The organism is Vibrio genomosp. F6 (assembly GCF_005146325.1).
In the GTDB taxonomy this organism is placed as follows: Bacteria; Pseudomonadota; Gammaproteobacteria; order Enterobacterales; family Vibrionaceae; genus Vibrio; species Vibrio cortegadensis.
In genome coordinates this window covers 189,840-202,599 of sequence record NZ_SYUT01000019.1, presented here as the reverse complement: position 1 = coordinate 202,599, position 12,760 = coordinate 189,840, and the positions used below count along the sequence as shown (strand labels likewise).

Genomic DNA, 12,760 nt, shown 5'->3' with positions numbered 1-12,760 from the left:
TTAGATGAGCTTATTTAATGTATTCAATGTAACAGGTTCAGCCATGAGTGCGGAATCAGTTCGTCTTAATACAACCTCTAGTAACTTAGCGAACGCGGACAGCGTAAGTAGTTCTGTTAAAGACACTTACAAAGCTCGTCACGCGGTGTTTGGTGCGGAATTAAGTAAAGCGCGTTATAACCGTGACCATAACGTGCCAGTGAAAGTATTAGGTATTGTAGAAAGTGATAAACCACTCAATGCAGAATATAACCCGGATCACCCATTAGCGAATGACGAAGGTTTTATTTACAAACCGAACGTTAACGTGATGGAAGAAATGGCAAACATGATATCAGCTTCTCGTGCGTACCAAACGAACGTACAAGTAGCGGATTCAAGTAAACAGATGCTGCTGCGTACGCTGCAGATGGGTCAATAAGGTTCAGGGGGTAGCGTATGGCCGGAATAAATAATATTGGTCAACAAAGCGGCTTGTCCTATGTTGATCAGCTAAAAAGCCTTCAAGAGAATACCAAGAAGCCAGATGAGACAACGGGGAAACAAGATCTTAAACAAGAAGATTTTCTATCTCTGCTCACCAAGCAACTTGCTCAACAAGATCCTTTTAAGCCGGTTAGCAATGACCAAATGATTGCGCAAATGGCTTCATTTGCGACGGTTGATGGTATTGGCAAAATGAATACACAGTTTGAAAGCTTGAATTCATCAATGACATCAAACCAAGCACTACAAGCGTCTTCATTAGTCGGGCGTGATGTACTGGTTCCAGGTGCTGCGGGTATTAAGCAGGCAGAAGGCGGAATGGCGGCGATGGTTAAACTCCCTCAAGCAGTGGACAATTTATTTGTACGCGTTGAGAACGAGATGGGCCAATTAATTCGTACGTTAGACGTTGGAGCTAAGACTGCTGGCGATACTCGTGTTGAATGGGACGGAAAAGATGAAAACGGTAATCCATTGCCAGCTGGCAAATATAACGTGAAAGCGGCAGGTTTGTTGGATGGGGAGAGTGCTGAATTCGGCGTATCAACGTATGCGAACGTGAACAGTGTTCTTCTTGGTAAAGGTGATGGTAACGTACTGCTCAATCTGGCTGGATTTCCTTCGCCAGTTCGACTTGCTGAAGTACTAGAAGTTGGCAAAGCGTAACGCTTTATAGAGTTATAACGCTAGCTAGATTAGGAGATTTTTGGAATGTCATATATTTCGTTAAGCGGTTTATCCGCAGCTCAGTTAGATCTGAACACAACCAGTAACAACATTGCCAACGCAAACTCATTCGGCTTTAAAGAGTCTCGTGCGGAGTTCGGCGATGTTTATTCAAATTCACTGTTTACGAATTCTAAAACAGTCACGGGCGGTGGTGCTCAAGCGAACAAAGTAGCTCAACAATTCCATGAAGGTTCAAGTATTTATACGAATAACCCAATGGACTTACGAATCAGCGGTACAGGTTTCTTTGCAGTAGCAAAAGAGCGACTAGAACCAACGACGAATGAGCTTACTCGTAATGGCGCTTTCCACCTAAATAAAGATAACTACATGGTTACCTCTAATGAAGAGTATCTTTTAGGCTATACCGTAAACCCTGATACTGATGAAGTGACGTCTTACGAGCCGAAACCATTAAACATTCCTGCAGAATTTGGTAAGCCAAAGCAAACAGAGAATATTGATGTAGGTGTTAACTTACCTGCAAATGGCGATTTGAAAGATCCGGCAGCATTTGATTTCAATGACCCTGATTCTTACAACCGTTCTACATCTTCAACGATTTACGACTCTATGGGTCAATCGTACAAGATGACGACGTATTACCTTAAAGATCAAACTCAGCCAAATACTTGGAACTCTTACTACACAGTAACGGACGACCTAGGCGAGAAACCAGTCAACATTACTGGCGGTGATGCTACTAATGCTACGGGGCATATTGGCCACACAATGAAGTTCAATAATGATGGTACTTTAGCCTCATTAAATAGTGGACTTCCTATGGTGTCTGAAGCGCTCGGAGCTGGTGCAAACCCTATTAATTTGAATGGTGCTGATGTTACTCAAACTCTTAGTTTCGGTTTAGATCAAGCGACTCAATTTGCCGCTCCATTTGAAGTCACCAAGTTTGATGAAGATGGTGCAACAACGGGCTTCTTGAGCAAAATTGACTTTGATGAACGTGGTAGCATTTTAGGGACTTACTCAAATGGTGAATCTGTCACATTAGGCCGTGTTGGTTTAGTGCGAGTGCCAAATGAGCAAGGTCTTGATAAGAAAGGTGGAACCCAGTGGGATTCAACTCAACTCTCAGGTGCTAAAATCTGGGGTGAATCAAACAAAGGTTCGTACGGTAGCGTGAGTAGCGGCACATTGGAGCAATCCAATATCGATATGACTCAAGAGCTTGTTGACCTGATTTCAGCTCAGCGTAACTTCCAAGCAAACTCTCGTTCGCTTGAAGTGCATAACCAACTGCAGCAAAATATCCTACAAATCCGTTAATTCTAGTGTTAACAATCATTGGTACAATATCAAACTGGGTGGCAAACTCAGTTTGATATTCTTTGCCTCTTTACGGCAATACTCCCTTCAATATTTTCCTTTCAAACAACGCGCTCCTTTAATTAACTGAATTAAAAGATGTTTTTATATTGGCATATAAATTGCTTTTCAATAGTCAGACGATGATTTTTTGGAGCAAATTATGGATCGCGCACTGTTTCTTGCCATGAGTGGCGCTAAGCAAAACATGCAAGCATTGCAGCTTAGAGCAAACAACTTAGCTAACGTAAGTACCCCGGGTTTTCGAGCGGATTTAGCTCAAGCTCGTTCAATGCAAGCGTATGGTGAAGGTTTGCCGACTCGTGTATTTAGCATGACAGAACGCCCTGGACATAATTTCTCCCAAGGAAGCGTGATCACGACTGGCCGAGACCTTGATGTAACTATTGAAGGTGAAGGCTGGATTTCCGTTATAGATAAGACGGGAAAAGAGGGCTTAACTCGTAACGGTAACTTAAAAATTGATCAAAACGGTCTGTTACTTAATGGTAATGGTCACCTTGTTTTAGGTGATACAGGCGCTCCGATATCTCTTCCGATTCCATTGAGTAAAATTGAAATTGGACGCGATGGCACTGTTTCCGTTCTTCCACAAGGCGCTCCAGCTACTGAGATGGAACAAATCGATCGCATTAAATTGACTCGTTCAAACCCACAAACATTGTTTAAAGATTCAAATGGTTTATTCCGTTTGAAAGATCCAAATCTGGCGTACGAAGCTGATGCTGGTGTTCACATTCTAACCGGTGCGATTGAAGGTAGTAATGTAAACGCAGTAGGCGAAATGACCAGTCTAATTGACCTTCAACGTCAATTTGAAATGCAAGTCAAAATGATGAGCACAGCAGAAGAGATGGACAAGTCGTCCGATTCACTGCTTCGTATGAGCTAATAGATTTAAGGGGATTGTCATGCATCCAGCATTATGGGTAAGTAAAACAGGTTTAGATGCTCAACAAACGAATATCTCAACCATTTCAAATAACTTGGCGAATGCCTCGACCATTGGCTTTAAAAAGAGCCGCCCAGTATTTGAAGATTTGTTCTATCAAAACATTAACCAACCTGGTGGTCAGTCATCACAAAATACCGAGCTTCCTAGCGGTTTAATGCTTGGTGCTGGTGCGAAAGTCGTCGCGACACAAAAAGTGCACACTCACGGTAATGCCCAAACGACCACCAACAGTTTAGATATGATGATTGAAGGTGATGGCTTTTTCCAAATCAACATGCCTGATGGCAACATCGGTTATAGCCGAAATGGTCAATTCACGTTGAACTCTGAAGGGATCATTGTGACTTCAGGTTCTGGCTACTCTCTTGAACCAGAAATCACCATTCCTGAAGATGCGATCTCAATTACTGTTGGTAACGATGGTGAAGTGTCCGTGCGAGTTCGTGGCCAGCAGGATAACCAAGTGGTTGGTCAAATTACCACAGTAGATTTCGTTAACCCTGGTGGTTTAGAACCTTTAGGACAAAACCTTTACTTACCGACTGGTGCGAGTGGTGATCCACAAGAAGGCGTTCCGGGGCTAGACGGTTTAGGTTCAGTTCGTCAATCAATGCTTGAAACATCAAACGTTAATGTAACGGAAGAGTTGGTTAACATGATTGAAGCGCAACGAGTTTATGAAATGAACTCTAAAGTTATCTCGTCAGTCGATAAAATGATGAGCTTCGTGAACCAGCAGTTGTAATGACTCGTATCCGATAAAGACATTAAAGATTAACTAACCAGAGAATATCGCTATGAAACGTCTACTATGCTTAGCTTTTATTGCCTCTTTAAGTGGCTGTACTATGTTGGAACCTGTAGAAACAACTGAAGTACAACAAGGAACAACAGTAGTCGATGCAGTAGAAGGCGATAAGTCAGAAGACGAGAGCTCTGGGATTGTTGATACGCTGCGTGGAAGAACCGACCCTGTCGCTGGCGATCCGGCTTGGGCTCCAATTCACCCGAAACAAAAAGCAGAGCACTACGCGGCGGCAACAGGTTCGCTGTTTAATGCCGATCAAGTGAGTAACTTATATGATGATTCGAAGCCTCATGGTTTAGGAGATATCATTACCGTTACTCTAGATGAAAGCACCAAAGCGGCAAAAAGTTCTGATGCTGATTTATCAAAAGCGAATGACTCATCAATGGATCCGATCTTTGTTGGGGGGAATGAATTAAAAATCCAAGATTATAATTTCTCTTACGAACTCTCGAATGATAACTCCTACAAAGGCAGTGCAGCCGCAAACCAAAGCAATAGCTTGAGTGGCTCAATTACTGTGGAAGTTATTGAAGTATTGGCCAATGGTAACTTGGTGATCCGCGGTGAAAAATGGCTCACATTGAATACTGGTGACGAGTACATTCGCTTGAGCGGCACGATCCGACCGGATGATGTCGCCTTCGATAACACCATCGCATCGAACCGAATTTCTAATGCTCGAATCCAATATTCAGGCACCGGAACCCAACAAGATATGCAAGAGCCGGGATTCTTGGCACGATTCTTCAATGTAGCTTTGTAATCACAAAATTACAGTCGAAGTATTGGCGTAGTTTTGTCAGCTAGATATTAAGGTATTTGAAGATGAAGAAACTCACCCTATTACTACTCGGCATGATATTTTGTGTCACAAGTGCTCAAGCGGCACGAATCAAAGACGTTTCAAAAATTGCTGGTGTCCGTAGTAACCAGTTGGTGGGTTACGGTTTAGTTTCAGGTTTACCGGGCACGGGTGAGTCAACTCCCTTTACCGATCAAAGCTTTAACGCCATGTTGCAAAATTTTGGGATTCAACTACCGCCAGGTACTAAACCTAAAACAAAAAACATTGCAGCGGTAATGGTGACGGCTGAAATGCCAGCCTTTTCGAAACAGGGTCAACAAGTCGATATCACCGTCTCTTCCATTGGATCGGCAAAAAGCCTGCGTGGCGGTACATTACTGCAAACATTCCTCAAAGGTCTTGATGGGCAGGTTTATGCCGTTGCACAAGGCAATTTAGTGGTCAGTGGTTTTAGTGCTACTGGCGCTGATGGTTCAAAAATTGTCGGAAACAACCCAACAGTCGGCCTTATCTCTGGCGGTGCTACCGTTGAACGAGAAATTCCATCGCCTTTTGGTCGTGGCGATTACATTACCTTTAATCTTCTTGAGTCCGATTTCACAACGGCACAACGCATGGCTGACGCAGTCAATAACTTCTTAGGTCCGCAAATGGCATCGGCTGTGGATTCAACTTCGGTTCGAGTTCGTGCTCCTCGTGAGATTAGCCAGCGCGTTGCCTTCCTTTCTGCTGTTGAAAATATCGAATTCAACCCTGCAGATGGCGCAGCAAAAATCATTGTAAACTCTCGAACGGGTACAATTGTGGTCGGTAAGCATGTCCGCCTTAAAGCCGCAGCGGTAACTCATGGTGGAATGACCGTTGCGATTAAAGAGAACCTGAACGTGAGCCAGCCAAACGGGTTTTCTGGTGGACAAACGGTTGTTGTGCCTGATTCCGATATCGAAGTCACAGAAGAACAAGGGAAAATGTTTAAATTTGAACCTGGCTTAACTCTTGATGATCTTGTTCGAGCGGTAAACGAAGTGGGTGCAGCTCCTTCCGATTTAATGGCTATCCTTCAGGCGCTGAAACAAGCTGGCGCGATTGAAGGTCAGTTAATCATTATCTAACCAACAGAGGTTTTCCTATGATCAAGAATCCTACCGATGTTGGCTTTGTGCATGATATTTCAAGCCTAGACCGTTTACGTCAACAAGCTGTAAATGGAGAAGAGGGCGATGAGAAAGCCGCATTAACCGCCGCCGCAAAACAGTTTGAATCTATTTTCACGTCGATGCTGTTTAAATCAATGCGTGATGCTAACTCAAGTTTTAAGTCTGACATGATGAATAGCCAGAATGAGGACTTTTATCGTCAGATGTTAGATGATCAAATGTCGACAGAATTGAGCTCATCTGGATCGCTTGGTCTTGCTGATATGATTGTTGCGCAGCTCAGCCAAGGTCAGAGTTCTGAAGTGGATAAAACCGAAGTTCGTATGCGTAATGAAGCTTTTGATACTTCTTTACGTTTGCCAGTTAATGAAGAAAAAGCACGCTTGATCGCGGATAGAGTCCTTAAAAAGCAACAAACCAGTCCTGCAGAACCGACGTCATTTGAATCTCCACAATCCTTTGTGCAATCTATGCGTCCATACGCTGAAAAAGCGGCAAAAACTCTTGGTGTCGAGCCTTCATTATTACTTGCTCAGGCGGCTCTTGAAACGGGCTGGGGGCAAAAAGTCGTTCAAAATTCGGTGGATAACAGTAACAACCTATTCAACATTAAAGCCGATAGAAGCTGGAAAGGTGACAAAATTGCCACTCAAACACTGGAGTTTCATGATAATACGCCAGTTAAAGAGAGTGCTTCATTCCGTTCTTACTCTTCATATCAAGAGAGCTTTAATGATTACGTTCGCTTCTTGAATGATAACCCGAGATACAAAACGGCACTTCAAGTTGGAAATGGTGATGAACTTTCCAGCTTAAACGGTCAAGGTGAAAATGGTGATAACTCTGAAGTATTCATCAGAGGCATTCATCAGGCTGGGTATGCAACAGACCCTCAATATGCAGATAAAGTGTTGCGTGTTAAAGCGAAAATCGACCAAATGAATTAAGATAAATCAATCAGAATAAAGGCTTATGATGACATAAGCCTTTTTTATTATTCCCTTCAAAACTCCCTCCTAAATATCTGGTACATATCTTGCTTTATATCCCTTAAGCATCGGCAATTGCTGATTTTTGTTTGAGTTTTTTGGGGGCTTTATGGCATCGGATCTTCTGAATGTAGGTACTCAGAGCGTACTTACCGCTCAGAGACAGTTGAATACCACTGGTCATAACATTTCTAACGTAAATACAGAGGGTTACAGTCGTCAGTCTGTAGTTCAAGCTGTAAATGCACCGCGCCAGTACGGTGGGGAAACCTATGGAATGGGTGTGCATGTGGAAAATGTTCGCCGCTCTTGGGATCAATTTGCCGTTAAAGAACTCAATATCGCAACAACCAATGCCGCGAAAGCTGAAGATGTAGAGTCTAATTTAGATATGCTCTCTAGCATGCTCTCTTCTGTCGCGTCTAAAAAAATTCCAGAAACATTAAATGACTGGTTTGATTCTATCAAAACGCTTGCAGATAGCCCTAATAATGTTGGTGCAAGGAAAGTAGTACTTGAGAAAGCCGATCTAATCAGCCAAAACTTGAATAATTTCCATGAAACCGTTCGCCAGCAATCTGAAGCCGTAAATAAAAAACTAGACATGGGTATCGAAAGAATTAATCAACTCGCGGTTGAAATTCGAGATGTCCAACGTTTGATGATGCGCACTCCAGGACCGCATAACGATCTACGAGATCAGCATGAAACGCTCATTAAAGAGTTATCCGAATATACCAAAGTGAGCGTGACACCACGAGCTAATGCCGAAGGCTATAACGTTCATATTGGCGGCGGACATACATTAGTATCAGGCTCGGAATCCAGTCAATTAAAGATGGTTGGTGGCTACCCAGATGTGCACCAACGACGTTTAGCTGTGGTAGAAGGCAAAGCGGTCAAAGTAATTGATAGCCGATCGATTGATGGAAAACTTGGTTCGATGCTGGATATGCGTGATAACCAAATTCCAAATATCATGGATGAACTTGGTCGACTGGCCACTGCTTTATCTTATGAAGTGAATGGATTGCAAGCACAAGGCTTAGATATGAACGGGAATGTAGGTGGTTTGATCTACACCGACATTAACTCGGAAATCGTCGCGAGTTCGCGTGTTGTGACTAAAGGTGATTCAGAAGCCGATATTGCGGTGTTTATTGCCAATACCAGTGAACTAAAAGGCGGAGAATACGGATTACGCTACGATGGCAGTAATTATGTAGTGACAAAACCAACCGGTGAAAGTGTCACTGTTCAGGTTGATGACTCTGGCTCATTTTATTTAGATGGCATGAGAGTTGAGGTTCGTAATGCACCTGAAGAGGGTGAACGAATTTTGCTGCGCCCAACGCGATCTGGTGCTGCTCAAATGCAACTGGAAACGAACGATCCAAACGCGATTGCAGCACAAAGCTATGAAGCGTCGACCACCTTTGCACAAGGGACGGCTACGTTCAATATTTTAGCCGCTGGTGATCTTCGAGAGTTTGAAGTTATCGTTTCACCGAAGGGCGATCAATTTGCGGTGATTGATACGAAAGGTAAAGTTCTTTTAGATCCGCAACCTTATCCACCAAATACACCTATTACTGTTATGGGTACTACATTTGAATTATCAGGCGGCGCGATTGCCGATGATAAATTTACGGCAAACCTTGTCCCTTCAGAAGGGGATAACGGCAACCTACGTAAAATGCAGAACATTCAAACGGACAAAAAGTTAAATGGCAATGAAGCGACGGTTTTAGATGTTTACCATAACTTGAACACCGATGTGGGGCTGAAAATGTCCACCGCTACACGGCTAAATGAGATCGCGACGTTAGAAAAAGAGTCCGCGTCGGAACGTCTTGCTTCAATATCTGGGGTTAACCTCGATGAAGAAGCTGCCAATATGATGAAGTTTCAACAAGCTTATATGGCGTCGTCAAGAATCATGCAAGCGGCAAATGACACTTTCAATACCATTTTGGCCTTGAGATAGGGGGATCGTGAATGTTGAATCGAATTTCTAGCTTTCATAATTACCAATCCGTTCAAAATGATTTTCGTCGTCAAGAGAATAAGGTTTTTCATAACCAAGCTCAGCTAGCGTCAGGAAAAAAATTACTTTCGCCAAGTGATGACCCACTTGCGACGCACTATTTACAAAATATTAACCAGCAGTCAGAGCAACTCAAGCAGTACTTAGATGCCATTGTTTTGGTTCGTAACCGTTTAGAACATCATGAAGTGGTGATTGCGAATACTGAAGAGTTTACAGATGAAGCGAAACGAACCGTTATGGAGATGATTAACGGTGCGTTATCCCCTGAAGATCGGCAAGCAAAGGCACGCGAAATCGAAGAATTAGCTTCAAATTTTTTGAACCTAGCCAATACACAAGATGAATCTGGTAACTATACACTGGCGGGGACAAAGCCTAAGAATCAACCGTTTTTCCGAGATAATGATGGAACGGTAACGTACTCCGGTGACGATTATCAAAGAAAAATGCGTATCTCTAACAGTCTAGAAATGGCCATGAATGATCCAGGTAGCAAGTTATTCATGGAAATTGAAAATCCATTTGGTGATTTTGAACCACAATACGAGCTACAAGATGGTTCGCACTTACTGTTAGATAAAGCAGTCAACAGCAACTTTGGGGATACCTCGGTCTATAAGGTCACATTTGTCGATATGAACACCGGAAAATTTGGCTATCAGCTTGAGAAAGACGGCAGTGTCGTAAAAGCTGACGAATTTGACCCGGGCAAAGGCATTGATTATGAAGGCGTCAATATACGTGTTCGAGGCCAGATCACCAAAGGTGATGCCATTTCATTGGAGCCAAGATCAACGTTCAGTGTTTTTGATAGCTTTAAAGATGCGATGGAGTTGTCCAAATCTTCAGTTTCCGATACTTCGGCTACCGCAAAGCTGCACCAAGTGACAGAAGAGTTCCATGCCGCATTTATTCATTTAAATAAAGCAAGAACGGATGCTGGTGCTCGTTTGAATACACTTGATATTCAAGAGCAGCAGCATGAAGACTTTAATTTAACGTTAGCAAAATCCAAAAGTAAGTTTGAAGATCTTGATTACTCTAAAGCAGTCATTGAATTTAACGAAAATTCAAGAGCTTTGCAGGCATCTCAGCAAGCTTTCGGAAAAACAAAAGATCTTACGTTGTTTAATTACATTTAAGTTATCGATAACCAGAGATGATGCGTCTTGCCGATCTGTGGCTAGAAGTGAGTTGATCTTATTTTTGATGGTGCCTTATGAGCTATGCCTTAAGTGCAAAAAAATGAGATTGAACATTGAAGGAATGAGTTTGCCGCAAGATGATTAACGGTAAATGAGCTGGCTATAAAGGCGGCAATAGAACGAGAAAGGTGAATGGAGTTCAAGCGAAAGAAAAGAACATTCACTTAGCCGGTTTCTTTTGTAAGTGGTTGTTTTTAAGGCTTTGTTTTATTTTTAAATAAATAAATGAAAACTTGGCACACAAATCGCATATATTAAATCAGTACGAATTACACAATTTTAAACCTATTGATGTATCAATAGATTTAGCGAGAATTTTTACGGTCAGTGCTTTTCCAAATGAGAGTAAAGCTGGCCGCTTCGCATCAAGCTTGCGAACTCAAAAGGAGAGCAACTAATGGCTGTAACAGTAAGCACAAACGTACCGGCGATGACGGCACAACGTTACCTCAATAAGGCGAATGATGAGCTAAGCGTTTCAATGGAACGCCTATCTTCAGGCCATAAGATTAACAGCGCAAAAGATGATGCGGCTGGTCTACAGATTTCGAATCGTCTAACTGCGCAATCTCGTGGTTTAGATGTAGCAATGCGTAATGCGAACGATGGTATATCTATCGCTCAAACCGCTGAAGGGGCGATGAACGAATCGACCAATGTACTTCAACGTATGCGTGACCTAGCCCTACAATCTGCGAATGGTACTAACTCAGACGCTGAACGTCAGGCGATTAACGAAGAATCTCAAGATCTTCAAGATGAGTTGAACCGTATAGCAGAGACAACCTCTTTTGGTGGTAGACGTCTGCTGAATGGTTCGTTCGGTGACGCTTCTTTCCAAATCGGTTCGAATGCGGGTGAAGCAATGATCATGGCACTGACCAGTATCCGTGCAGATGATAGCCGAATGGGTGGTAGCACTTTCTTTGCTGAAAACGGTAAAGACAAAGATTGGGGTGTGGCTCCCGATAAAAAAGATATGAAATTTGAGTTTATTACCAAAGAAGGCGAAGAGATTTCAATTAACATTGACGCAAAAGCGGGTGATGATATTGAAGAACTTGCGACTTCGATTAACGGTCAAACGGCAATGGTCAATGCTTCAGTTAGTGATGAAGGTAAACTGCAGATATTCGTCGCAGAACCGAATTTACAAGGCGATATGTCGATCTCTGGTAGCTTAGCATCGGACTTAGGCTTAAGTTCTGAAGGTGTACATACAACGGTGCAAGATATCGATATGCGTACAGTGGCCGGCTCACAAAATGCTGTGAGTATTGTTGATGCAGCACTTAAGTATGTTGACTCACAACGTGCAGACCTCGGTGCGAAACAGAACCGTTTAAGCCATAGTATTAGTAACTTAGCGAACGTTCAAGAGAACGTAGATGCTTCTAACAGCCGTATTAAAGATACCGATTTTGCGAAAGAAACAACGCAAATGACGAAAGCACAAATTCTGCAACAGGCAGGGACATCAATCCTTGCTCAAGCAAAACAGTTGCCAAACTCTGCAATGTCACTATTGCAGTAGCTATAAGGAATCCTTATCAGCAATGTTCAGACGTGAGCGCGCTAATAGGGATAACTTGGCAAAGTATGCTTACTATTGGATGAAGAACTCTCTCACTTTGTTCTCCATTTTTACAGTAAACATACACTCGGTCAGCCAGTAATGTGTTCATTTCTCTTGATCTCCACATAGGCTCTGGTTACCAACCGGCCCCGGTTCTCTCAAAGGAAAAGGGGCTTTTCTCTATCTGCTACTTAATAAAAACCTGCTACTTAATAAAGTCTGTTACTTAATAAAAACCTGCTACTTGATAAAACCTGTAATTGAGTAAATATTTTATTCAGCAACGCTGCCTGCAAATGAGTGAAACCACCCCCAAAAACTCATAATCTGACGACTACTATCTTTGTCATCCTCTCCGAAATATCAAAAAATCACCGTCCTTCACTGCTATGTATTTCCTTTGCTACCGATTTTTCTTAGATTTTAATTTTATTAAGCTGTTGATTTTAAATGTAAATAAAATTTATTGATAATTTTTATTAATTTTCTTCTAAAGCATTTTGAATTAGCGCCGTTATTAAAAGTAACTTTGAGAGAACTACTTGGTTTTTCGAGACGTCGAAAACCGCTACAACGAAAAATCAATTGGAGAAATCACCATGGCAGTGAATGTAAATACTAACGTATCAGCGATGACAGCACAGCGTCAC

11 protein-coding genes are annotated in these 12,760 nt (G+C 42.4%); all 11 read left to right on the top strand.

Translation table 11 applies throughout. The features are described from left to right. Nucleotides 1-4 precede the first annotated feature (4 nt). The 11 genes from flgC (at nt 5) to FCV43_RS06560 (ending at nt 12,068) form a co-directional block, all read left to right on the top strand. Entirely contained in the window at nt 5-421 is a 417-nt protein-coding gene (gene flgC / locus FCV43_RS06610) for a flagellar basal body rod protein FlgC (RefSeq protein WP_017053305.1), read from the top strand. Nucleotides 422-438: 17 nt separating this feature from the next. Next, nucleotides 439-1,152, top strand: a complete 714-nt coding sequence (gene flgD / locus FCV43_RS06605) for a flagellar hook assembly protein FlgD (RefSeq protein WP_017053304.1) — start codon at nt 439-441, stop codon at nt 1,150-1,152. 45 nt (nt 1,153-1,197) lie between these two features. Continuing rightward, on the top strand, nt 1,198-2,502 hold the full coding sequence (gene flgE / locus FCV43_RS06600; RefSeq protein WP_017053303.1) for a flagellar hook protein FlgE: 1,305 nt from the start codon (nt 1,198-1,200) through the stop codon (nt 2,500-2,502). Between the two features lie 202 nt (nt 2,503-2,704). After that, nucleotides 2,705-3,454, top strand: a complete 750-nt coding sequence (gene flgF / locus FCV43_RS06595; protein WP_136994403.1) for a flagellar basal-body rod protein FlgF — start codon at nt 2,705-2,707, stop codon at nt 3,452-3,454. A 19-nt stretch (nt 3,455-3,473) separates the two neighbouring features. Beyond that, nucleotides 3,474-4,262 (top strand): flagellar basal-body rod protein FlgG, encoded by a 789-nt coding sequence (gene flgG, locus FCV43_RS06590; RefSeq protein WP_017053301.1) that lies wholly within the window; start codon nt 3,474-3,476, stop codon nt 4,260-4,262. Between the two features lie 52 nt (nt 4,263-4,314). Then, nucleotides 4,315-5,091, top strand: a complete 777-nt coding sequence (gene flgH / locus FCV43_RS06585) for a flagellar basal body L-ring protein FlgH (RefSeq protein WP_136994402.1) — start codon at nt 4,315-4,317, stop codon at nt 5,089-5,091. A gap of 62 nt (nt 5,092-5,153) precedes the next feature. Further along, complete coding sequence (locus tag FCV43_RS06580; RefSeq protein ID WP_017053299.1) at nt 5,154-6,245, top strand: flagellar basal body P-ring protein FlgI; 1,092 nt, start codon at nt 5,154-5,156, stop codon at nt 6,243-6,245. Nucleotides 6,246-6,262: 17 nt separating this feature from the next. Next, a complete protein-coding gene (gene flgJ / locus FCV43_RS06575) occupies nt 6,263-7,237 on the top strand; it encodes a flagellar assembly peptidoglycan hydrolase FlgJ (protein ID WP_017053298.1) in 975 nt (324 codons plus the stop codon). A 151-nt stretch (nt 7,238-7,388) separates the two neighbouring features. Next, nucleotides 7,389-9,266, top strand: a complete 1,878-nt coding sequence (gene flgK, locus FCV43_RS06570) for a flagellar hook-associated protein FlgK (protein WP_113795356.1) — start codon at nt 7,389-7,391, stop codon at nt 9,264-9,266. A gap of 11 nt (nt 9,267-9,277) precedes the next feature. Further along, the gene (gene flgL, locus FCV43_RS06565; RefSeq protein WP_136994400.1) at nt 9,278-10,471 is read left to right on the top strand and encodes a flagellar hook-associated protein FlgL; all 1,194 of its coding nucleotides are present in this window, start codon (nt 9,278-9,280) and stop codon (nt 10,469-10,471) included. A 460-nt stretch (nt 10,472-10,931) separates the two neighbouring features. Next, nucleotides 10,932-12,068 carry a flagellin gene (locus FCV43_RS06560; RefSeq protein WP_017053295.1) on the top strand — a complete coding sequence of 379 codons (1,137 nt, stop codon included), beginning with the start codon at nt 10,932-10,934 and terminating at the stop codon, nt 12,066-12,068. Nucleotides 12,069-12,760 lie beyond the last annotated feature (692 nt).